This is a genomic window from Streptomyces sp. NPDC054047, from assembly GCF_055585065.1.
In genome coordinates this window covers 270491-292578 of the sequence record NZ_JBVJKV010000008.1, presented here as the reverse complement: position 1 = coordinate 292578, position 22088 = coordinate 270491, and the positions used below count along the sequence as shown (strand labels likewise).

Annotated in this window: 23 protein-coding genes; 16 read left to right on the top strand and 7 right to left on the bottom strand. The window is 71.6% G+C overall.

What is annotated here, in order from left to right; genetic code table 11:
- Positions 1-25: 25 nt before the first annotated feature.
- On the top strand, positions 26-601 hold the full coding sequence (locus ACZ6ZP_RS28010) for an Rv1733c family protein (RefSeq protein ID WP_361464261.1): 576 nt from the start codon (positions 26-28) through the stop codon (positions 599-601).
- Here ACZ6ZP_RS28010 and ACZ6ZP_RS28005 read toward each other — a convergent pair.
- From ACZ6ZP_RS28005 to ku, 3 genes are all read right to left on the bottom strand, one after another.
- The gene (locus ACZ6ZP_RS28005; RefSeq protein ID WP_469408792.1) at positions 598-1944 is read right to left on the bottom strand and encodes a DUF1254 domain-containing protein; all 1347 of its coding nucleotides are present in this window, start codon (positions 1942-1944) and stop codon (positions 598-600) included. The genes ACZ6ZP_RS28010 and ACZ6ZP_RS28005 overlap by 4 nt on opposite strands.
- A gap of 182 nt (positions 1945-2126) precedes the next feature.
- Complete coding sequence (locus tag ACZ6ZP_RS28000) at positions 2127-2405, bottom strand: type B 50S ribosomal protein L31 (RefSeq protein WP_351163837.1); 279 nt, start codon at positions 2403-2405, stop codon at positions 2127-2129.
- Between the two features lie 492 nt (positions 2406-2897).
- A complete protein-coding gene (ku, locus tag ACZ6ZP_RS27995) occupies positions 2898-3902 on the bottom strand; it encodes a non-homologous end joining protein Ku (RefSeq protein ID WP_469408789.1) in 1005 nt (334 codons plus the stop codon).
- A 110-nt stretch (positions 3903-4012) separates the two neighbouring features.
- On the opposite strand from ku, the gene ligD reads away from it, so the two are divergent.
- The 3 genes from ligD (at position 4013) to ACZ6ZP_RS27980 (ending at position 6368) form a co-directional block, all read left to right on the top strand.
- The gene (ligD, locus tag ACZ6ZP_RS27990; protein WP_469408788.1) at positions 4013-4939 is read left to right on the top strand and encodes a non-homologous end-joining DNA ligase; all 927 of its coding nucleotides are present in this window, start codon (positions 4013-4015) and stop codon (positions 4937-4939) included.
- Positions 4936-5817 (top strand): ATP-dependent DNA ligase, encoded by an 882-nt coding sequence (locus tag ACZ6ZP_RS27985; RefSeq protein WP_469408787.1) that lies wholly within the window; start codon positions 4936-4938, stop codon positions 5815-5817. The genes ligD and ACZ6ZP_RS27985 overlap by 4 nt, the downstream gene beginning before the upstream one ends.
- Positions 5818-5939: 122 nt before the next feature.
- Positions 5940-6368 (top strand): DUF4440 domain-containing protein, encoded by a 429-nt coding sequence (locus tag ACZ6ZP_RS27980; RefSeq protein ID WP_351163827.1) that lies wholly within the window; start codon positions 5940-5942, stop codon positions 6366-6368.
- 75 nt (positions 6369-6443) lie between these two features.
- Here the strand turns inward: ACZ6ZP_RS27980 and ACZ6ZP_RS27975 are convergent, their stop codons facing one another.
- On the bottom strand, positions 6444-7247 hold the full coding sequence (locus ACZ6ZP_RS27975; RefSeq protein ID WP_351163825.1) for a nuclease-related domain-containing protein: 804 nt from the start codon (positions 7245-7247) through the stop codon (positions 6444-6446).
- A gap of 230 nt (positions 7248-7477) precedes the next feature.
- Between ACZ6ZP_RS27975 and ACZ6ZP_RS27970 the strand changes: the two genes are divergently transcribed.
- From ACZ6ZP_RS27970 to ACZ6ZP_RS27940, 7 genes are all read left to right on the top strand, one after another.
- Positions 7478-7762: a hypothetical protein gene (locus ACZ6ZP_RS27970; protein ID WP_351163822.1), complete on the top strand. Its 285-nt coding sequence runs from the start codon at positions 7478-7480 to the stop codon at positions 7760-7762.
- 33 nt (positions 7763-7795) lie between these two features.
- Positions 7796-8452 carry a class F sortase gene (locus ACZ6ZP_RS27965; RefSeq protein WP_351163819.1) on the top strand — a complete coding sequence of 219 codons (657 nt, stop codon included), beginning with the start codon at positions 7796-7798 and terminating at the stop codon, positions 8450-8452.
- A gap of 81 nt (positions 8453-8533) precedes the next feature.
- Positions 8534-9292, top strand: coding sequence for a hypothetical protein (locus tag ACZ6ZP_RS27960; RefSeq protein ID WP_469408786.1), 759 nt, complete (start codon positions 8534-8536; stop codon positions 9290-9292).
- Positions 9289-10590 (top strand): HAMP domain-containing sensor histidine kinase, encoded by a 1302-nt coding sequence (locus ACZ6ZP_RS27955; protein WP_361464276.1) that lies wholly within the window; start codon positions 9289-9291, stop codon positions 10588-10590. The genes ACZ6ZP_RS27960 and ACZ6ZP_RS27955 overlap by 4 nt, the downstream gene beginning before the upstream one ends.
- Positions 10591-10719: 129 nt before the next feature.
- A complete protein-coding gene (locus ACZ6ZP_RS27950) occupies positions 10720-11109 on the top strand; it encodes an SH3 domain-containing protein (RefSeq protein ID WP_351163813.1) in 390 nt (129 codons plus the stop codon).
- A 63-nt stretch (positions 11110-11172) separates the two neighbouring features.
- Positions 11173-12564: an FtsW/RodA/SpoVE family cell cycle protein gene (locus tag ACZ6ZP_RS27945; RefSeq protein WP_351163810.1), complete on the top strand. Its 1392-nt coding sequence runs from the start codon at positions 11173-11175 to the stop codon at positions 12562-12564.
- Positions 12561-14021 (top strand): penicillin-binding transpeptidase domain-containing protein, encoded by a 1461-nt coding sequence (locus ACZ6ZP_RS27940; RefSeq protein ID WP_351163808.1) that lies wholly within the window; start codon positions 12561-12563, stop codon positions 14019-14021. The genes ACZ6ZP_RS27945 and ACZ6ZP_RS27940 overlap by 4 nt, the downstream gene beginning before the upstream one ends.
- A gap of 69 nt (positions 14022-14090) precedes the next feature.
- Here ACZ6ZP_RS27940 and ACZ6ZP_RS27935 read toward each other — a convergent pair whose 3' ends face one another.
- Positions 14091-15203: a ferritin-like domain-containing protein gene (locus ACZ6ZP_RS27935; RefSeq protein WP_366461218.1), complete on the bottom strand. Its 1113-nt coding sequence runs from the start codon at positions 15201-15203 to the stop codon at positions 14091-14093.
- A gap of 240 nt (positions 15204-15443) precedes the next feature.
- Between ACZ6ZP_RS27935 and ACZ6ZP_RS27930 the strand changes: the two genes are divergently transcribed.
- The 4 genes from ACZ6ZP_RS27930 to ACZ6ZP_RS27915 all read left to right on the top strand — a co-directional run bounded on the left by ACZ6ZP_RS27930 (position 15444) and on the right by ACZ6ZP_RS27915 (position 18795).
- Positions 15444-16382, top strand: a complete 939-nt coding sequence (locus tag ACZ6ZP_RS27930) for an AurF N-oxygenase family protein (RefSeq protein WP_351163804.1) — start codon at positions 15444-15446, stop codon at positions 16380-16382.
- Positions 16383-16441: 59 nt separating this feature from the next.
- Complete coding sequence (locus ACZ6ZP_RS27925; protein WP_249587782.1) at positions 16442-17170, top strand: TetR/AcrR family transcriptional regulator; 729 nt, start codon at positions 16442-16444, stop codon at positions 17168-17170.
- A 33-nt stretch (positions 17171-17203) separates the two neighbouring features.
- Complete coding sequence (locus ACZ6ZP_RS27920; protein WP_351163802.1) at positions 17204-17482, top strand: hypothetical protein; 279 nt, start codon at positions 17204-17206, stop codon at positions 17480-17482.
- A gap of 152 nt (positions 17483-17634) precedes the next feature.
- Positions 17635-18795, top strand: a complete 1161-nt coding sequence (locus ACZ6ZP_RS27915) for a C40 family peptidase (protein ID WP_469408784.1) — start codon at positions 17635-17637, stop codon at positions 18793-18795.
- 28 nt (positions 18796-18823) lie between these two features.
- Here ACZ6ZP_RS27915 and ACZ6ZP_RS27910 read toward each other — a convergent pair whose 3' ends face one another.
- Positions 18824-19696: a hypothetical protein gene (locus ACZ6ZP_RS27910; protein WP_351163797.1), complete on the bottom strand. Its 873-nt coding sequence runs from the start codon at positions 19694-19696 to the stop codon at positions 18824-18826.
- A 266-nt stretch (positions 19697-19962) separates the two neighbouring features.
- On the opposite strand from ACZ6ZP_RS27910, the gene ACZ6ZP_RS27905 reads away from it, so the two are divergent.
- On the top strand, positions 19963-20814 hold the full coding sequence (locus ACZ6ZP_RS27905; protein ID WP_469408782.1) for a hypothetical protein: 852 nt from the start codon (positions 19963-19965) through the stop codon (positions 20812-20814).
- A 10-nt stretch (positions 20815-20824) separates the two neighbouring features.
- On the opposite strand, the gene ACZ6ZP_RS27900 is transcribed toward ACZ6ZP_RS27905, so the two are convergent.
- Positions 20825-22060: a styrene monooxygenase/indole monooxygenase family protein gene (locus ACZ6ZP_RS27900; protein WP_399979304.1), complete on the bottom strand. Its 1236-nt coding sequence runs from the start codon at positions 22058-22060 to the stop codon at positions 20825-20827.
- Positions 22061-22088: the final 28 nt, after the last annotated feature.

Genomic DNA, 22088 nt, shown 5'->3' with positions numbered 1-22088 from the left:
ACCCCCACCGCCCAAGGAGAGCCCCGTGGCCCTGCTGTGGCGCTGGCGGCGCAATCCGCTGCGCCGCCGCACCGACCTCGTACAGGCGTGGATCGCCGTCGGCCTCTTCCTGGCCGTCGTGACCGCCACCCCGGCCGCCGTCGTGCTGGTCGGCGACGCGGCCCGCCGCCACACCGAGCAGACCGCCCGGCACCAGGCCGAGACCCGGCACCGCACCACGGCCGTCCTCGTCCACGACGCGCCCCGCCACCCCGAGCCCGGCTCGATCGAGGCGAAGAAGACCCGATACCCGGTCCCCGTCCGTTTCACCGACCGTCACGGACACACCCGCACCGCCGACGCGGACGTCGAGCCGGCCCTGACCGCCGGGAACACCATCCCCGTATGGGTCAGCGACGAAGGGAAGCTCACGGACCCGCCCCTCACCGAGGCGGAGGTCCGCGACCACACCATGGGCTACGTCGTCCTGGCCGCCATCGCCGTCCCGCTCACGGGCGCCGCCGCGTACGCCTGCGCCCACCGCAGGCTTGAGCGGCACAACCTCGCGCAGTGGGGCGCGGCCTGGGCCCGTACCGCCCCCCGCTGGACCGCCTCTCCCTAACTCCGGCGGATGGGCGGCAGCTCGTACGTCCCGTCGAAGACCGCGGCGCGTGGCGTGTACATCCGCAGGACCGGGCGGAAGCGACCGCCGGGGGTGGGCAGCCAGTTCGCGGCCGTCTTGTCGTCGGTGGGGCGCTGCGGCCTGAGGTGGAGCGTGAGGGAGCCGTCGTCGTCGTGGCTCAGGCCCGGGGTACGGTCGCCGATGGAGTAGCGGTCGATGGGGTTGGCGACCAGGTAGTAGTCCGGCAGGTCGTACATCGTGATCGACCAGAACGCGTCCACCGGCGGCGGCTTCTCGAAGCGCAGGGTGTAGGACTGCCCGCCGTCCAGGGGCTGCCCGTCACCGTCGTTCCACGTCATCGCGTACGCCGCTTCGTATCCGTGGTTGCCCCAGAGCGCGGTACGGGCCGACGTGGCGCGCACCAAGCGGCCCAACTCCCGGTCCGTGTAGATCCATTGGGGGTCCTTGAGCGTGCCGACCTCGAAGTGGTCGGCGTTGTAGTCGAAGGCGTGATACGTCAGTTTCCAGCCGTTCTGCTCCGCGCTGCCCCCCTGGGTGGACTCGTGCTCGACCTTCTCCTTGCCCGCGGCGAACCCGGCACGCAGCGCTTCGGCGAGCTCCGGCCGGGGCTGCGCGTAAGGGCTCGTCACGTCCAACAGGCCGAGCGGGGCGAAGCGCTGCTGGTAGGTCAGGTCCGCGGGCGCGGGCGGGAAGGCGGCCATGCGGGCCCGCAGCTTCTCGTAGAAGAGGAGTTCCGGTTCCTCGTCCGGGATGTACGTGTGGGTCGGCAGCCCGTGGGACTCTCCGGACGCCGTCCAGTACGGCTCCAGGAGCGTGTCCTCCTGGAGCTCCCGTACGGCGGCCACGTCGTCCGGGCCCGCGCAGGCCCACCGCCCGACGATCGACGCCACCTCGGTCGGCACGGAGATGCGGGTGGCGCCCAGCGGGACGTCCTCGTCCCAGCCGGGCGGCGTGAGCAGGTAGCTGGCCGTGCCGGTTCCGGTGGCGCGGCGGCCCACGTAGGCGAAGTTGTTGGTCCACGCGTCCACGAACTGCAGGACGTAGTAGCGGCCGTCGGTGTCCGGGACCGTCAGGAGCAGGGCGCCGCCGGAGAGGTCCAGCTGCGCCACCGAGTAGACGGTGTCGTTGTTGACGGTCACGAAGGGGTCGTCGGGGCCTGCCAGCTTGCTCGCGTGGCTGAACTCGTTGAACGGCGCGGGGGCCACCGAGCCCATGCCCTTGCGGGAGAAGCGGTCGACTTCGTCGAGGTTGAGCACCATCGGGTAGCCGTAGATGTACGCCTCGGCCGCCAGCGCCTGGAGATCGGTCGTGCCGTCGGTCATGCCGCCGCCTTCTCGTGATCAAGCTCGTTCGTCGTTCGTGGTCCGTCGTTCGTGGTCCGGCGTTCGTGGTCCGCGGTTTTGGTCGCTCGCGTCCGTGATCAAGGTTCTACGGACATCGTCGGGCCGCCGTGCCCCTCCTGCCACTCCTGCCGCTTACGTGGCGTGGCGCGGGCGGTGGCCGGTCACTCCGGCGTGCTCGGGGGCTCCGTATCGCCGTAGCGGCGCTCGAACTTGGCGACCTGGCCCTCGGAGTCCACGACGCGGGCGCGGCCCGTGTAGAAGGGGTGGCTCTCGGAGGAGATCTCCACTTCCACCAGGGGGTACGTCTCGCCGTCGTCCCACTCGATGGTCTGGTCGCTCTCGGCGGTGGAGCGCGTGAGGAAGGCGTAGCCCGCGGAGCGGTCCCGGAAGACGACGGGGCGGTAGTTGCCGTCCTTGCCCTTTTGCTTGTCCTGAGTCATTCCTCAAGGTTCACCGCGTACGTGCGCTGCGGCGAGCCTGGGGGGCCACGCGGGCTACGGGGCTGCCGCCGGAACGGTCCTCTCCCACCCACCCGCCCGTTCACCCCGCATCTACCCCTCAACGAACAAGCTCTCCCACCCACCCACCGATTGCCCCGGGGGGACAGGGGACACCGGGGGCGGGTGAGGCCAGGGACGTGCGAGTGCGGGGTCGGCGCGTGCTGGTGCGGGTGGGGGTAGGGCCGTGGATGACGGGCGGGGGCTGCGATGTGTCCAGCCACGGGGGCTCGGCCCCTGAGCAGTCGCGGGCGGCAGTGCGCGCGAGGGGACGTGCCGGTATGTCCGCACGGAGCACGGTTCGCGGGACTCCCTCGCCGAAGTGGCCCGGCGCCGAAACCGAGATAGCGAGTACGGACATACCGGCGCGGCACCGACCCCCAACCGGGGCACCTCCGTGCCCTACCCTCCGCGCCCTGCCTCCCTTTCTCCCTGCTACGCCCGCTTCTTCGCGGTCGTCTTCTTCGCGGGGGACTTCTTCGCCGTCGCCCCCTTCTTCGCCGTCGTCGACTTCCTCGCCGTCGCCGTCGCCGTCGTCGACTTCCTCGCCGTCGTCGCCTTCTTCGCCGTCGACTTCTTGCCCCCCACCTCCTTCGGCGTCGTCCTCGCCGCAGTGCCCTTCCGATCACCCCGCGCCAGCGGCGTCACCTCCGCCAGGGAGTCCCCGCTCTTCGCCGCCCGCACGCTCTTCTCCAGCGCCGCCATCAGGTCGATCACCTTGCCCCCGCCGGAATCCGCCCCCGCGGCCGGCTCCGTCGGCACCGCGCCCTCCGCCTTGGCCGCGATGAGTTCCTCCACCGCCGCGCGGTAGTCGTCGTGGAGGGTGGAGACGTCGACCTCCCCCAGCGTGTCCATCAGCGCGTCCGCCAGGTCCAGCTCCGCGTCCCGCACCGTGACCCGCGAGTCCGGAGCCACGCCCTCCGGCTCACGGATCTCGTCCGGCCAGAGCAGCCCGTGCATCGCGATCACGTCGTCCACCACCCGCAGCATCCCCAGCCGCTCCCGCCCCCGCAGCGCGAACCTGGCGATCGCCACCTTCCGGCTCCGCGTCAGCGCCTCCCGCAGCAGCGTGTACGGCTTGGTCGCAGGCACCCCGTTGGCCGACAAGTAGTACGCCGTGTCCATCTGCATCGGATCGATCACGTCCGCGGGCACGAAGGCGACGATCTCGATCGTCTTGGCGGTCGGGATCGGCAGCGCCGCCAGATCCTCGTCCGTGATCGGGATGATCGAGCCGTCCGCGTCCTCGTACCCCTTGCCGATCTCGGCGGACGTCACCTCCCGCTCCTCCAGCTCGCACACCTTGCGGTAGCGGATCCGGCCCCCGTCCTCCGTGTGTATCTGCCGGAAGGAGACCGCGTGGTTCTCTGTGGCGTTCACGACCTTGATCGGGATGCTGACGAGCCCGAAGGAGATCGCACCGTTCCATATGGATCGCACGTCAGGCACCTCTCAGCAGTCAGCGGCAGTCGGCGACCCCGGCCGACGGAAGCCAGGAGTCACGCACCCGTCCCGGGGTGATTCGTCCCCATTCGTGGGAGTCTCATCGTATGACGCCGATCACGGAGGTGGAGGGGCGGCAGCTGGCCCTCAGCAATCTCGACAAGGTCCTCTACGCCGCGTCCGGCTTCACCAAGGGCGAGATGCTGCACTACTACGCCAGCACGGCCGAGGCCCTCCTCCCCCATCTGCGCAACCGGCCCGTCTCCTTCCTCCGCTTCCCCGACGGGCCGGACGGCCAGCGCTTCTTCGCCAAGAACGTGCCGCCCGGCACCCCCACCTGGGTGCAGACCGCCGACGTACCCCGCTCGGACGGCGACGCCCGGCAGATCCTCGTGAACGACCTCCCCACCCTGATGTGGGCCGGCAACCTCGTCACCGAGTTCCACACCCCGCAGTGGCAGGCGGACGCCCCCGCCCTGGCCGACCGGCTCGTCCTCGACCTGGACCCCGGCGCCCCCGCCACCGTCGTCGAGTGCTGCCGGGCGGGCCGCTGGCTGCGCGAGCGCCTTCAGGCGGACGGCCTGGACGTCTACGCGAAGACCTCCGGCTCCAAGGGCCTGCATCTGCTCTGCCCCCTGGAGCCGACGCCCTCCGAGCAGGTCACCGCGTACGCGAAGGAGCTCGCCAAGGAGGCCGAGGCCGCGCTGCCCGACCTGGTCGTCCACCGGATGACGCGCAGCCTGCGCCCCGGCAAGGTCTTCGTCGACTTCAGCCAGAACGCCGCCGCGAAGACGACCGCCACCCCCTACACCCTCCGCGCCCGCCGGGAACCGACCGTCTCCACCCCCGTGACCTGGGAGGAGGTCGAGGCGGTCGAGGAGCGCGGCGATCCCGCGGAACTGGTGTTCCTGGCCGGCGACATCGCGGCCCGCCTTCAGCGGCACGGGGATCTCCTGGGTCCGCTCGTCGACCCCGACCAAGGCCGGGCCCGCCCCCTCCCCCGCTCTCTCTCCCGCCGCGAGCCCCCTTCATGATCACCCCGCCCCTCCGGGTCGCCCTCGCCGAATCCGTCACCGCGCTGCCGCAGGGCGACGGCTGGGCGTTCGAGCCCAAGTTCGACGGTCACCGGCTCGTCGTCTTCGCCGACGGTCACCGCGTGCGGCTGCAGGCCCGCTCCGGACGCCTCGTCACCAGCGCGTTCCCCGATCTCGCCGAGGCCGCGGGACACCTGCCCGCCGGGACCGTGCTCGACGGCGAGGTCGTCGTCTGGGCCGACGGCCGCATCGACTTCCAGGCAGTCCAGCAGCGCGCCGCCGCCACCCGCGCGCACGCCACGCACCTCGCGCGCACGCTCCCCGCTTCGTACGCCGCCTTCGATCTGCTCGCCGACGGGGGCGAGGACTGCCGCACCCTGCCCTACGAGGAACGGCGCGCACGCCTCGTACGCATCCTCGAACCGCTCGGGCCGCCCCTCCAGGCCGTACCGATGACGACCGCCCGCGCAACGGCCCTGACCTGGTACGAGACCCTGCCCGCCACCGGCATCGAAGGGCTGGTGGTCAAGCGGCTCGACGGGGCCTACCGGGGCGGCACGCGCGCGTGGCTGAAGCTGCGGCACAGCGACACCCGGGACGCGGTGGTCGTCGGGTTCACCGGCAGCAGGGCTCGCCCGCAGGCGCTCGTGCTCGTCCTGCCGGGGGACGGCACGCCCTTGGTGTCGTCGCCGCTCAGCTCCGCGCTGCGGACGGCGGCCGGGGCCGCGCTGCCGGAGGCCAGGGGCGAGGGGACCGCGATCGCCATCGGGATCGGCGAGGTCACCTACGCCGCCCTGCCGGCCGAGCCGCCCGTCACGGTGGAGGTGCGGCAGAACACGACCCGGCACGCGACCGCCGTGGTCGTCCGCTTCCGCTGAGAACCGACCGGCAGCCACGATCCGAGCGACGACGTGATCGGCATCACAGCTAATCAAGTTTGACTAGCGAGCGATTCGAGCATACCTTCCTCACACGTAGTCAAACTTGATCAGGAGCCCGCATGACCGTACTGCCCGAGACCGGATACGTCCCGACCGACGAGGACCGCGCGAGCCTGGCCGCCTGGTTCGCCGAGTACGACGCCCACAGCGCGCGGCGCGACGTGGAGCGCATGGCCGATCTGGCCGTCTTCCCGCTCAACCTGGTCAGCGACGACTCCGCGGGCGACGGACGCTCCGCGCAGTGGGACCGGGATCAGTTCGTCGCGACCATGACGCACGTGATGGGGGACGGGAGCGAGGACATCACCTTCGAGTCCACGCGCACGCCCGTCTTCCTCTCCCCCGCCATGGCCGTGGTCTTCACCGACTCGGTGATGACCGCGAACGGCGAGACGCAGCAGCTGCGGTACGCCGACATCCTGGTGAGGCGGGGTGGGGCCTGGGCCTTCCAGACCATGATCCAGGGCGGCTGGGGCGACAACCTCTGACGGACGACAGCCCCTGACGGGCGGCGACCTCTGATGGGCGACGACCTCTGACCGGCCCAGGCACCCGGAGGGGTACTAGACCCGCAGCCACGTGTGCCGGTCGCGCGCCATCGCGTGCAGCGCCTCCACATCGGCCGGTTTCAGTACGCCGCCGATGCCCGCCAGGGCCGACACCGCCGCGTCGCGCACGATCCGCACCTCGCGCGGCGGGGCGGTCACGTCGAGGTCCACCGCCCCGGACAGCGCGAGGACCGGGCGGATCTCGGCCGTCAGCGCGAAGGACGCCCGGTCGGCGGCGGCGCGGATCTCCCTCAGGAGTGGACGCGGGTCCGCGCGGCCGACCGCGACCATCGGGTCGGCGACGCGGACCCGCTGCTTGCGGGCGGCGAGCGTGTACACGCTGAACAGGCCGCCGGGGCCGATCAGGAGGTGGTGGATGCGGGCGCCGCCCGGCAGCGGCACCGAGTGCAGGGTGTGCCAGCCGCCGCCCTCCAGGCCGTCGAGCACATCGCCGATGGCCTGCTCGGCGGCGAGCGCCCGCTGCCGGGGGTCGGCGCGCAGCCTGCGGGCGGGCGCCGGGTCGCGGTCCAGGGCTATCAGGAGTGCCTCGCCGGGGCGGTTCGGGGCCAGGTCGTCGTCCGGGTGCAGGGCGAGGCGGGCCAGCTCGGCGGGGGTGGGGACGGATGGGGGGCCGACCGAGAAACCGCCGGTCAAGAAGGGGGCAAGGGCGCGCAGGACGGCTTCTCTGTGGTCCTCGCTGAGCAGGTTCACGCGGGACGCGTCCCTCTCGTACCACGCGACGTTCCTGCCGTCCGCGAGGCAGACGTACAACCGCTCTTGCCCGTGCCGCCAGGCCGGTATGACGCGCAGTCCGCTCATTGCACCATCACCCCACCGACCATGGGAGCAGCAAGGACATGCCTACGGCAAGAACCTGGGCGGCCCGGAAGGAAGTTGAGCGGGGGAAGTTGAGCCACTCGTAACAGCACCGCCCCCGCGGTTATGGCCCGCTGTTACCTGGCCGACGAATTGCCGCAATGGCGGACATATACCTTCGGTGGTGCCCTTTCGCTCTCCCCAGCGATCAGCCGCCAGCCGTAAGGACCGCCGTGAGCACCCGTCGCCGCCACTCCCTCCTCCGTGCCGCCGCCGTGACCACCGTCGCCGGCGGCGCACTCCTCATGCCGGCCGTGGCCGCCGTCGCGGACTCACCGGCGCACGCCGCGGACACGAGGACGGTCGCGCCGGCCGCGCCCGAGGGCGGCGTCAAGGCCGGCACCGAGGGGTTCCACGGCGGCGACCCGGTGTTCATCGCCGCCGGCGGGGCCATGGCGGCGGCCGGTGCGGCCGGTCTCGGGTACGCGATGCTGCGCCGCGGCCGCACCGACGCCTGAGCCCCCTCCCCCACGTACCCCGCAGGAGCCGCTGTGAGCACCCCCACCGAAGAGACCCCCGCACCCGCCCCCGTCCCCGCCAAGCACCGCCACACCGCCCGCATCGCGGCCGCCGCCACCCTGACCGCAGCCCTCGGTATCGGCCTGATCGCCTGCGGCCAGGGCTCCGGCACCCCGGCGCCCGACGTCAAGGTCGACAACGCCGTGGCCGCGCCCGCCGCCCGGCCCCACGCCCCGCTGGAGAAGTCCCGCCCCACGGGCCTGCGGATACCGGCGGCCGGTGTCGACGCCACGTCGATGCTCGACCTCGGTGTGGGCGCGGATGGCGCGCTCGACGTGCCGCCGGTGGACAAGGCGGAGGAGCCCGGGTGGTGGACCGGAGGTGTCACCCCGGGCGAGAAGGGGGCGGCCGTCCTGGTGGCGCACTACGACACCGCGCGGGGGCCCGCGCTGATGAAGAACGTGGCGAAGGTGAGAATGGGGGACGAGATCGAGGTGCCGCGAGCGGACGGAAGTACCGCGACGTTCAAGGTGCGCGAGATAGAGCAGGTGGACAAAAAGAACTTCCCCACCCATAAGGTGTATGGGGCGACCGACCGGCCCGAGCTGCGCCTGCTGACCTGTGGTGGGCCCATCAAGGACGGTCACCGCACCGACAACATCATTCTCTACGCCGACCTCGCGCCGTAGCCGGACCCCGCGGCGCCGCAACCGAACCTCGCGCCGCGACCGAGCCGCCCCCGGGCCGCTCCTCCGGCAGGCAGGAGTGCCGTGCACCGCAGCCGTCTCGCGCTCGCCGCGGGCCTCGCCCTGTCCGCGGCCCTGCTGGCCGCGGGCTGCGGCGACCCCGGCGACCTGCGCGGCGCGGGAGCGACGCCCACCGCGGAGGCGCCCACCCGGCTCTGGCCGAAGCTGCCGCCTCCGTCGGCGCCCGCCGAGGACTACGGAACGATAGAGAGCGTGCAGGTCAAGGGCGTGGACGTGCCGGACGGCAATCTCCGCAAGGTCGATCCGGTCACCGTCGCCAAGGCGGACTTCGACAAGAACCCGGGGATGTACAGCCGTTCGGACGAGGTCTACAAGCAGACGGTCCAGCGGCTCGCCTCGTGCGACACGAGCCACGCGGGCGACGACGAGTGCCCCGTCCTCGACGCCTACTACCGCGATCTCACCGGCGACGGCAAGGACGACCTCATCATCGGCATCCGGCTGCCCCGGGGGCACGCCGAGAATCTGGACATCCGCGCCTACGCCGTGGAGAAGCGGAAGCTGACGCAGATCATGGAGATGGGGGACGCGGTGCTCGGCGTCGAGCTCGCCGGTCATGAGGTGATCGTCCGCGCCGTCTCCGGCATGCCGGGCTACGAGTACCGCACCGTGTGGTCCTGGGACGCCCACCAGAAGACCATGCTGCCGACGACCGACGAGATCGTGCGCTCCCCGAACGCGCCGTCGAAGAAGCCCAAGCGCAAGCCCGAGCCTGCCGCCAGCACCCGTCCCCCGGCCGCCTCCCCCGGCGAAAGCCCATGAGCCACCGGCTGCCGCGCGGGCCGCGGCTTCCCGCCTGGACGGCGACGCTGACCTGGAAGGCAGCGGTCTTCATCACCGTCATGTGCTGCGCGCTGGCCGCGCTGCTGGGCGCGCTCGTCCACGTCTCGGTGACCAACCAGACCGTGGGCCAGGCCCGCGACCACGCGCTGACCCGGCTCGACGACGCCACCGAGGCGTTCGAGGCGGGCGACGACCTCGGCCCCGGCGCGGGGGTCGACCCGGCCGGCCTTCCCGAGCGGCTGCGGGAGCTCGCGGCGGGCGGTGAGCGCGGGACGATGGTCGCCGCGCGGGACTCCCGGCCGACGATGTGGGCCGCGGGGCCCGCCAAGGACGGGCGGGCCATCGCCGTCCAGGTCGACTACGCCCAGGGCGCCCGCACCATCGACGGACTCGACCGGGCGATCCTCGGCTCGTCCGTCCTCGCGATCGGGGCGACGCTCCTGGTCGGGGCGTTCGCCGTGACACGCGTGACGCGGCGCCTGCACCAGACGGCGACGGTGGCGCGCCGGATCAGCGCGGGCGACCTCGACGCGCGCGTGAACGACCCGCGCACCCGCGAGCCCTCGCGCCGCCAGGACGAGGTGGCGGCGGTCTCCGGCGCCCTCGACACGATGGCGTCCTCGCTGCAGGGCAAGCTCCAGAGCGAGCAGCGGTTCACCGCGGACGTGGCGCACGAGCTGCGCACACCGCTGACCGGCCTGCACGCTGCGGCCGAGCTGCTGCCGCCGGGGCGGCCCACGGAGCTGGTGCGCGACCGCGTGTCCGCGCTGCGCACCCTCACCGAGGACCTCCTGGAGATCTCCCGGCTCGACGCGAAGAGCGAGCGCGTCGACCTGGACGACCACCATCTCGCCCCACTGGCCGAGCGTGCCGCGCGGGGTTCGGGGGCCGGTGCCGAGGTGGTCGTCGTACGCGACGTCTGCGTGGTGACCGACCGGCGGCGCCTGGAGCGGGTGCTCGGGAACCTCGTCGCCAACGCGGACAAGCACGGGCGGCAGCCCATCGTGCTCACCGTCGACGGGCCCGTGGTCTCGGTGCGCGACCACGGCGACGGATACCCGGACTACCTGGTGGAACACGGGCCGCAGCGGTTCCGCACGGAGGGCACGACCCGGGGGCACGGGCTCGGCCTGACGATCGCGCTGGGCCAGACGGCGGTGCTCGGCGCGCGGCTCACGTTCACGAACGCACCGGACGGCGGGGCGGTGGCGACGCTGACGCTGCCCTACGAGGAGACCGCGGGCAGCGGTGCCAGAGGCTCCGACGGGACGCTCTGAGGGGCGGTTTGACGCCGCGTGACCTTTTGCGCGCGCAGCGTGCCGATTTTACTGTGAATCGCGGCCTATGACCCGTTTCCCAGGGGCCTACGGACCGCTTCACATCCGCCCTTCCCCAGAGGAGGCCCCATGTCCCTTCGGCCCACCGCGACCAGGACCCGGCTCGGCATACTCGCCGCCGGCGGAGCGCTCGCAGCCCTCACCGTCACCGGCCCCGCCTTCGCGGCCGACGACGCCACCGGCCACCAAAGCGTCCGCGCCGACGACGCCAACAACCACCCCCGCGTCTACAAGGGCCGCGTCACCGCCAGGCACGGACTGCTGCTGCGCACCGCCCCCCACCGGGGCAGCAAGGTGATCCGCAGCGTGCCGTACGGCAAGGTCGTCTCCATCTACTGCAAGACGACCGGCGACCACGTGAGCGGCAACAACCGCTGGTACCTGCTCACCAACGGCACCTGGGCATGGGGTGCCGCGCACTACATCGCCAACATCGGGCCCGCACCGCGCTGGTGCTGACGCACCACAAGCACACGGTGACATAAACGGACATTGGGGCCTATCGCTTGCTACGTTCCGGGCATGACCGGAACAGCAGCGGCGCCCCCGTCCGTCCCCGCTGTTCGCGTACCCCGGCGCCGTGGCACCGAAGTCGCCCTGATCGTCGTGGCCGTCCTGCTCTCGGTCTACGGCTACTGCGACGTCGGCCTCGCCAAGAACGGCACCGTCCCGCCCGGCGCCGCAGGTTACGGCGCCGGGCTCGGCGTGCTCGCGCTCCTGGCCCATCTCGCGGTCCGCTTCCGCGCGCCGTACGCCGATCCGCTGCTCCTGCCGATCGCCGTGCTCCTCAACGGCCTGGGCCTGGTCCTGATCTACCGGCTCGACCTGGAGACCCCCGGGGACGCGGCGGCGCCCACGCAACTCGTCTGGTCCACCGTCGGCGTGGCGCTCTTCATCGGCTTCGTGGTCTTCCTGCGCGACCACCGGGTCCTCCAGCGGTACGCGTACATCTGTGTCGTCTCCGCGCTCGTCCTGATGATCGTGCCGATCTTCTTCCCCGCCGTGAACGGCGCCCGGATCTGGATCAGGGTCGGCGGATTCTCCATCCAGCCCGGCGAGTTCGCGAAGATCCTGCTCGCGATCTTCTTCGCCAGCTATCTGGCCGCCAACCGCAACGCCCTCGCCTACACCGGCCGTACGGTCTGGAGGCTGACGAAGCTCCAGCTGCCGACCGGGCGCGTGCTCGGGCCGATCGTCGCGATCTGGCTCCTGAGCGTGGGGGTCCTCGTCCTCGAACGGGACCTCGGCACCTCGCTGCTCTTCTTCGGGCTCTTCGTGATCCTGCTGTACGTCGCCACGGGACGCACCGGCTGGATCGCGGTCGGCCTGGTGCTCGCCGGGTTCGGCGCGTTCGTGGTGGGCTCGCTGGAACCCCACGTGCACAGCCGCGTCGAGGACTGGCTGCACCCCTTCGCCTCGATCGACGCGGGCGAGGGACCCAACCAACTGGCGCAGTCCCTCTTCGCGTTCGCGGCAGGCGGCATGCTCGGCACCGGCCTGGGGCTCGGGCACTCCATCCTCATCGGCTTCGCCGCCAAGTCCGACTTCATCCTGGCGACGGCGGGCGAGGAGCTGGGCCTCGCGGGACTCGCCGCGATCTTCCTGCTCTACGCGCTCCTGGTGGAGCGCGGCTACCGGGCGGGACTCGCCCTGCGGGACTCCTTCGGGCGGCTGCTCGCGGTCGGGCTCGCCTCGATCGTCGCGCTCCAGGTGTTCGTGATCGCGGGCGGGGTGAGCGGGCTCATCCCGCTGACCGGCATGGCGATGCCGTTCCTCGCGCAGGGCGGCTCGTCGGTCGTCACCAACTGGATCATCGTGGCGCTCCTGATCCGGCTCAGCGACTCGGCCCGCGACCAGCCCGTCGGCCCGGGCGGACAGGTCGGCCCGGTCGGCGCCCTGAAGGAGGACGCGTGACGCGGTACATCCGGCATGCCGCCGCGTTCTGCGCGCTGCTCCTGATCGCCCTGCTCGTGAACGCGACCCGCGTCCAGGTCGTCCAGTCCGAGCACTTCGAGGACAACCCCGCCAACCGCCGCCAGGCCATCGCCCGGTTCGGCCAGCCGCGCGGCGACATCATGGTCGACGGCCGCGCGGTCACCGGGTCCAAGGACACCGGGGAGCAGCTCCGCTATGAACGGACGTACAAGAACGGCCCGTTGTACGCCCCCGTGACCGGCTACGCCTCGCAGGTCTACGGCACGACCCTCCTGGAGAACGCCGAGGACGACATCCTCTCCGGCACCGACCCGATGCTCGCCCCGCTCCCCCTGTGGAACGACATCAGCCGCGCCCAGAACCCCGGCGGCCAGGTGCGGACCACCATCAAGGCGGCGGCGCAGCAGGCCGCGTACGCCGGGCTCGGCGGCAAGAAGGGGGCGGTCGCCGCGATCGAGCCGTCGACGGGCAAGATCCTCGCCCTGGTCAGCACGCCTTCGTACGATCCCGAGCGGCTCTCCGGCACCAGTGCGGCGGTGGCGCGGTCCTGGGCTTCCCTGAACGGCAGCTCCGACAAGCCGATGCTGAACCGGGCGATCCGCCAGACGTACCCGCCCGGCTCCACGTTCAAGGTGGTGACCGCCGCGGCGGCCCTGGACGCCGGTACGGTCACGGACCTGGACGCCGCCACCAAGTCGCCCAATCCGTACACGCTGCCCGGCACGAGCACGCAGCTGACGAACGAGGTCGAGGGCTGTACGAACGCGCCCCTGCGCTACGCCTTCGAGTGGTCCTGCAACACGGTCTTCGCCAAGCTGGGCGCGGACACCGGCCTGAGCGACATGCTGGGCACGGCACGGAACTTCGGCTTCAACGACAGCGGCCTGAAGATTCCGGCATCGGTGGCGGCGAGCAACTTCGACACCTCGATGGACGACGCGCAGCTGGCGCTCTCCGCCATCGGCCAGTACGACACGAGGGCGACGCCGCTGCAGATGGCGATGGTCTCGGCCGCGGTGGCCAACGGCGGCCAGGTCGAGTCCCCTTACCTGGTGGACGAGACCACGACGGACGACGGCGACGTGGTGGCGAACACCGGCCCCCAGACCCTCCACCAGGCGATGAACCCGGCCACGGCGATGCAGCTGCGGGAGCTGATGACCGACGTGGTCGAGGAGGGCACCGGCGGCAACGCGGCGATCCCCGGCGTGACGGTGGGCGGCAAGACGGGCACGGCCCAGCACGGCATCGACAACTCCGGCACGCCGTACGCCTGGTTCATCTCCTGGGCCCAGAAGTCCGGCGACGCGCAGCCGTCGGTGGCGGTGGCGGTGGTGGTCGAGGACGCGGCGGCGGACCGCGGGGACATCAGCGGCGGCGGGAGCGCGGCGCCGGTCGCGAAGGCGGTGATGGAGGCGGTGCTGGACGGGTCGTAGAACACTGCCTCCACCCGTGCGTCAGAGGTTCGGAGCGTCAGGGGCCCGGGGCGTCAGGGGTCCGGGGCGTCAGGGGTTCGGGGCGCCCCCGGAGGCGATCATGTCCTCGACCTCCCCGACCCGCTCGCCCTCCTCCGCCGCGAACCGCTCCGCGTCCAGCTTCTCGGCGATCTCCTCGTCCTGCGCCATCAGCTGGTCGAGGTTGGCGTTGCCCATGTCGAACACGCCCATGTCCACGTACGCCTGCTGGAGCCGCTTGCCCCACAGGCCGATGTCCTTGACGCACGGCACGATGCGGCTGAAGAGCAGCTGCCGGAAAAGGGCGAGGAACTCGGAGTTCTCGCTGCACTCCTCGGCCTCGGCCTTCGGAATGCCGAAGTTCTCCAGGACCTCGACGCCGCGCAGCCGGTCGCGCATCAAATAGCAGCCCTCGATGACGAATTCCTCGCGCTCGCGCAGTTCCGCGTCGGAGAGCTGCTTGTAGTAGTCGCGCAGGGCCATGCGGCCGAAGGCCACGTGCCGGGCCTCGTCCTGCATGACGTAGGCGAGGATCTGCTTCGGCAGGGGCTTGTCCGTCGTGTCGCGGATCATGCCGAAGGCGGCCAGGGCCAACCCCTCGATCAGGACCTGCATGCCCAGGTAGGGCATGTCCCAGCGGGAGTCGCGCAGGGTGTCGCCGAGCAGCGACCGGAGGTTGTCGTTGATCGGGTAGAGCATGCCGATCTTGTCGTGCAGGAAGCGGCCGTAGACCTCCGCGTGCCGTGCCTCGTCCATGGTCTGGGTCGCGGAGTAGAACTTCGCGTCCAGGTCGGGGACGGACTCCACGATGCGCGCCGCGCACACCATCGCGCCCTGCTCGCCGTGCAGGAACTGGCTGAACTGCCAGGAGGCGTAGTGCTTGCGCAGCTCGCCCTTGTCCCGGTCGGTCATCTTGGCCCAGTGGCGGGTGCCGTAGAGCGACATGGACTCGTCGGGGGTGCCCAGGGGGTCGTGCGGGTCGACCTCCAGGCCCCAGTCGATGCGCTTGGCACCGTCCCACTGCTTGTCCTTGCCCTTCTGGTAGAGGGCGAGGAGCCGGGCGCGGCCCTCGTCGTACTCCCAGCTGAAGCGGGCCGCGCCGGTCGCCGGTATCTGCCAGGTGGTCTCGTCCGGGGCGTGTGTGTACAGCTCGTGCGTCGACACTGACGGCTCCTAAGAAGTGGCCTCGGTCTCTCCGTAATCCCTCGTGAATCCCCCGTGCGGCTTTCGACTGCCTTCGACTGCCCTGTACCAGTTGGTGGTTGGCACGTGGTAGTTGGCAGGCTCACACGTTCGTAGACGCGGGGTCAACAAGTCGTGCGCAAGGGATTGACGCCCTTGCTGACAGGCAGTCTCATAAGTCGTGACCGCCGGTAACTCTGACGACGAGGCAGGGGCAGAGTCATGACGACCATCACGGAGGACGCGGCGATCGAAGGGCTGCGGGACGCGCTGGGACTGCTCAAGGACCGGGAACAGGTGGCCGAGCGGCTGCTCGACTCCTCCGCCAAGCACTCCTTCGACCCCGACAAGGAGCTGGACTGGGAGGCGCCCTTCGAGGCGGGCAAGTGGTTCTGGCCCCCGGAGCTGGTGTCCCTGTACGGCACGCCGATGTGGCGGCGGATGAGCGAGGAGCAGCGCATCGCGCTCTCCCAGCACGAGGCGGCGGCGCTCGCATCCCTCGGGATCTGGTTCGAACTGATCCTGATGCAGCTGCTCGTGCGGCACATCTACGACAAGCCGGCCACGAGCGCCCATGTGCGGTACGCCCTGACGGAGATCGAGGACGAGTGCCGGCACTCGAAGATGTTCGCGCGCCTGATCCAGCGCGGGGACACGCCGTACTACCCGGTCAGCACCGTGCACCGGAACCTCGGCCGGCTCTTCAAGACCATCTCGACGACGCCCGGTTCGTTCACGGCGACGCTGCTCGGCGAGGAGATCCTCGACTGGATGCAGCGCCTGACGTTCCCGGACGAGCGCGTCCAGACCCTCGTGCGCGGTGTCACGCGCATCCACGTCGTGGAGGAGGCCCGCCATGTGCGGTACGCCCGTGAGGAGCTGCGCCGCCAGATGGTGACCGCGCCGCGCTGGTCCCAGGAGTTCACCCGGCTCACCTCGGGCGAGTTCGCCCGCGTCTTCTCCATCGCCTTCATCAACCCCGACGTCTACACGAACGTGGGCCTGGACAAGCGCGCGGCCATGGCCCAGGTCAAGGCGAGCCCCCACCGCCGCGAGATCATGCAGACCGGGGCCAAGCGCCTGACGGACTTCCTGGACGACATCGGGGTGCTGCGCGGCGCCGGACGGCGGCTGTGGAAGAGCTCGGGACTGCTGGCGTAGCGAAGAGGGTACGCAGGGTTCCGGGGCGCCTGTTCGAAAGGACGGTTACGCTGCGGGGCATGACCTCGCCTGCTCCCACCCGCGCGTACCGGCGCCTCAGTGTCGAAGAGCGGCAGCGGCAGCTCAAAGAGGCCGCCCTGTCCCTCTTCGCGGTGCGCGCACCCGACGAGGTCTCCCTCGACGACGTCGCGGAGGCGGCCGGAGTCTCCCGGCCGCTCGTCTACCGCTACTTCCCGGGCGGCAAGCAGCAGTTGTACGAGGCCGCGCTGCGCTCCGCCGCCGACGAGCTGGAGCAGTGCTTCGCCGAGCCGCCCGAGGGCCCGCTCACCCAGCGCCTGGCGAACGCGCTCGACCGCTACCTCGCCTTCGTCGACCAGCACGACGCGGGGTTCAGCGCGCTGCTCCAGGGCGGCAGCGTCGTGGAGACCTCGCGGACGACCGCCATCGTGGACGAGGTGCGCAGGACGGCCGCCGAGCACATACTCGCGCACCTGGAGGTCGTGGGAGCCAGGGGCCCGCGGCTGCGGATGACCGTGCGGATGTGGATCACCTCCGTCGAGGCGGCGTCCCTGATCTGGCTGGACGAGGAGAAGCAGCCGCCGCTCGACGAGCTGCGGGACTGGCTCGTCGAGCAGTTCATGGCGGTCCTCGTGGCCTCGGCGGGCCGCGACCCGCAGACCGCGGAGGCGGTTCGGGGCGCCCTTGCCCTGGAGACGGCCGACGGACCCGCGGGCTCGCTCGCCCGGCGGGTGCTGCCCGTGGTGAGCGACGCGGCGCACCTGCTGTGACGCGTGGCCCCCGCCTGCTGTGACACTGGCCGGGTGAAGAGCGAAGACACCCCCTTCGTGGGTGGCCCCCTGGACGGCCGCGTCCTGCCCATCCTGCTCGGCCCGACCGGCCACCCCCCGAAGGTCTACCGGGTCCCGGTGCCGGACGAGGCGGGCGGCCCGCCGACCGTGCTGGTGTACCGCCGGGCGGCCAGGGCGGGCGGGAAGCGGCTCGGGCTGCACCAGGGCTGGACGTACGAGTACGACGCCGAGGGCGACCAGGCCAAGCCCGGACTGAAGTGGCCGTGGTCGAAGCCGGACGCACCGGGCTGAGCGGCCGCCCGGGGCAAGCGCGCCGCGCCGTGGAGCCCTGGACGAGTGACCGTATTGCGCCAACCCGCGCACCTTCGGGAGGCGGGCGCCGCCGGGGCGGCCGATGCTCGCGGTGCGGGGCGGAGCCGCCGCCGCGCACCGGAGGTGATGGCATGTCAGGCAGGCTGCTGCGGTGGGTCGGTACGGGAGCGGCGGTCGGGGCGCTGCTGGCGACGGCTTCTCCGGCGGTCGCCGTGCCGGGCCCCGACGGCACCGGGCAGCGCCCGGTCTCCGAGCTCCTGACCGACCTTCAGGAGCTGTACCGGAAGGCCGAGGAGTCGACGGAGACGTACAACGCGACCGCCGAGAAGCTCAAGGACCAGCGCGCCGAGGTCACCCGCCTGAACGGCAGCCTGGCCCGCGCGCGGACGTCGGTGCACGACAGCCGCGGCGCGGCGGGCCGCTTCGCCCGCCAGCAGTACCAGGGCACCACGGAGATCTCCCCCTACGTACGCCTCCTGCTCGCCCGCAACCCACAGCAGGCCATCGACCAGGGGCATGTGATCGGGCGGGTGGCGGCGGAGCGCGCCGCGACGGTGGACCGCCTGGTGGGCGGCGAGAAGAAGGCATCGGCGCTGGCGGCCGACGCAAGGACCGCCCTGGAGACCCAGGTCGCGCTCGCCGCCCGGCAGAAGACGGCGCGGGACACGGTCCGGGATCAGCTGAAGGAGGTGGAGGAACTGCTCGCCTCGCTGAGCTCGGAGCAACTGGAGGAGCTGGCGCGGGCCGAGGAGGAGGGGATGGCCGCGGCGCAGAAGAAGTTCCTCGCCTCGGGCTCCCTGAGCGGCTCCCCCGGGTCGGCAGCGCCCTCCCGGCCGCCCTCGCGCCGGGGGGACGAGGCGCTGGACTACGCGGTGCGGCAGATCGGGAAGCCGTACAAGTGGGGCGCGGAGGGGCCGTCCTCCTTCGACTGCTCGGGGCTCACCTCGAAGGCGTGGGCGGCGGCGGGGAAGACGATCCCGCGCACTTCGCAGGAGCAGTGGGCGCAGCTGCGGCGGGTGTCCCTGCGCAAGCTGCGGCCTGGCGACCTGATCGTGTACTTCCCCAAGGCCACGCACGTCGCGCTGTACCTGGGCGACGGCATGGTGATCCAGGCCCCGCGCCCCGGCTCCCGCGTCAAGGTCTCCCCCATCGCGGCGAACCCCCTGCTGGGAGCCGTGCGCCCCGACCCATCGGCCAAGGCGATGAAGGGCTACACCCCTCCGAAGCTGCCGCGCGGGGCGACGAAGGGCGGCGACACGGGCTACAGCAGGGCAGGCGCGCCGCCCGCGTAAGGGGTCGGCTCCCCCACTGGGTCATCGACTAGGTCATCGACGGGATGGAGCCGGCCAGCGGAGGCAGGTCGTCGTAGAGCCGCAGGTCGCTGGAGTCGTCCAGGTAGGGCAGGAAGTCGCTCTGCGGGAGAACCCTGCCCGCCGCGCCGAAGATCGCCGTGCCGCGCTCGCGCACCGCCGGATCCGCGCCCGCCCTCGCCACCCAGGTGGCCGGATCGGGGCCGAGGAGCTCCCGCAGCTCCGCTGATTCGGCGAGCAACGCGGCGAGCAGCGTGGACTGGTCGCCGCCGCCGGGTCTGGGCCGCCCGTCAGGGCCCGCGAGGACCCCGTGCGCGCTGAAGTAGATGTACGCGCCGCCGAGCCGCTCCCCGGAAGGCATCGTCATGTCGAACTCGTCGCCGGGCAGTATCGCTCGCCGGTAGTCGGGGAACTCGGTGTCGTCGACAGCCTTCAGCTGGGCGGCGTCGAGCCAGGTCACCACGAGCGTGCCCCGCGCGGACCGGTCGATGTACGGGGTGGCCGCGACATAGCCGGCCGGACTGATGTGTCCCGAGCAACCGATGCCCACGCCCCGGACCCGTACCGGCACCATCGGGACCGTCGCCGGGATGCCGAGACGGGTGAGCTTGTAGCTGACCTGGCCGGGGGAGGCGTTGGAGCCCACCGCGATGACCGGGTGGCGACGCCCCGCGCTCGCCTGGCCGAGATCGAGCAGTGTCTCGTCCAGGCGCCGCCCCCGGGACACGTACCAGTCGCCGAGCCGCAGGCGCCGCACATCCAGCGACAGCAGCTCGTCGCCGGAGAGCAGGGCGGGCTCGGCGGCCGGGCGACCGGGGTACGTGAGGGGGCGCTTGGCCGGAACCTCGTCCAGGCCCAGCGCTTTGAGGCTTCGGTCCTTCACGGCCAACACCCTTCAGGATCGGATCGTGCGGCGGACACAGCCTTCCACACCGGGTCTACCCGCCCGGGGACGACGGGCCACCAGGCACCCAGGGGTTGACTGGATCGACTACCGGGAAAGAACCCTCTCCATCACGCCAACAAGCTTTCAGGGAGCTGGAGTTGAGACCCTCGCCGCGGCTGGTCCAGCGCCCCTCGGCGCATCCCCGGCATCGGACATCGGTTCGCTGGTGGATCGCCGGGCGGACGGTCCATGCCCTGATGCTCATGGCGCTGGGTGCACTGGCCGGCCTCGCCGTAGCCATAGCGGTGGCCTGGACGCTCACCGAGGAGTCGGCACGGGGGCTCGGTGAGCGGTTCGGCGACGTGGAGGGGCTGCTCGACATCGCTCTCGCGGCGCTGCGGGCCTGCGTCGGCACGGACAGCCTCAACCCCGAGCCGGGCAGCCTCTCGCACGCGCTCCTTGCCACCTTCGCCTCGGTGACCGGGGCGCTGGTACCGGCGGTGCTCCTGGGGATCGTCCTGGTCAAGATGTTCGCGCTACGCCCGTTCGTCTGGCGTCGGCGGGCCAGCATTTCGCCGGGGCGCACCGCCGACTTCCCGGTGGCGGCGGAGCACGACCCCGAAGACGCGGTGATCGCGGTGCGCTTCTACAACCACTTCGACAACCTCTCAGTGGTCGATCTGCGAGCCCGTGCGCATCTGCGCTACCTGGAGAACTCCCCGTACGACGACAGCCGGGTCATCTACAAGAAGTGGCTCCAGGTCCTGGACGAGAAGGGCGAGCGGGCCGACGAGCGGGCCTGGCTCGCGGTGGAGCGCGGGGCCCCCTTCACGGTCTGGATTCCCGTCGACGCCCCGCTCACCGCACTGCCTCTCGTGCAGATCCAGGGCAAGGACCTGTCGGCGGCGACCGGAGTGAAACTCCTGGTCCGGCTGACCGCCCGAACGGTGGGCCTGGGAACCGAAGTCGCCGACGAACACTGGTTCGACGTGTCCGCCGGCTCGGACGACTTCGAGCTCGGCCGCTTCGTGCCCCTGCGCGCGGACCCGGACACCGACGTCTGGACCTGGGAGGGCTGGGCCCGGTTCGATGAACTCCTGGCCGAGGGCGGCTGACGGATGACCGTCAGGCGCCGGAAAGGGAGCCCAGGTACGCGCCCGTCTTCTCGGGGTCGTAGAAGAAGTTCTCGAAGTCCGACGGGTCGTTGAAGCCGTTCGCGAAGCGGTCTGCGGCCGGCTGGAGCTGGCCTGCCGCGCCGATCAGGTTCAGGACGTGCTCCGGCGGCGGCGACAGCATCGCGTTCGTCCACTTGGTGACGTGCTGGGCCGTCTCCCAGTACCGGTCGAACGTCGTCTGCATCCAGTCCGCGTCGAACGGCTTGTCGCCGTGCTCGATGATCGAGCCGAGGTACGACGCCGCGCACTTGGAGGCCGAGTTGGAGCCCTGGCCCGTGATCGGGTCGTTCGCCACGACCACGTCGGCGACGCCCAGGACCAGGCCGCCGCCCGGCAGTTGCCCGATCGGCTTGCGCACGGTCGGTGCGTAGCGGCCCGACAGGGTGCCGCCCGCATCCGTCAGCTCGACCTTCGTCGCGCGCGCGTACTCCCACGGCGTGAACTTCTCCAGGAGTTCGAGCGTCAGCGCCAGGTGCTCCGAGGGGTCCTTGACCCCCTGGAAGACGTCCAGCGGGCCGCCGGGCACGCCCTCCCAGAACAGGATGTCGGCGCGCCCGGAGGTCGTGAGGGTCGGCATGACGAAGAGCTCGCCGACGCCCGGCACCAGGTTGCAGCGCACCGCGTCGAACTCGGGGTGCTCGGGCCGCGGGCCCATCCCGTGGACGTACGCGACGGCCAGGGCGCGCTGCGGTGCGTCGTAGGGGGAGCGCGAGGCGTCGCGCTCGAACATCGAGACGAGCTCGCCCTTGCCCGCGGAGATGAGCACCAGGTCGTACGTGCGCGAGAAGTAGTCGAGGTCCGAGACCGCCGCGCCGTGGATGACCAGCTGGCCGCCCCGCTGCGCGAACGTCTCCATCCAGCCCGCCATCTTCACGCGCTGGTCGACGGACTGGGCGAAGCCGTCCAGCTTGCCGACCCAGTCGATGGCGCGGGACGAGTCGGGCCCGGCGACCGAGACGCCCAGACCCTCGATCTTGGGGGCCTGGGACTCCCAGAAGTTCACCTTCAGGTCCCGCTCGTGCTGGAGCGCCGTGTGGAACATGCACTGCGTGGACATCACGCGGCCGGACCGGACCTCGTCCGCCGTGCGGTTGGACATCAGGGTGACCTCGTACCCCTGCGACTGGAGTCCGAGAGCGATCTGGAGCCCGGCCTGACCGGCTCCGACGACGAGTATCTTCCGCATGCGGCTGCTTCTCCTACGGGGTACTGAA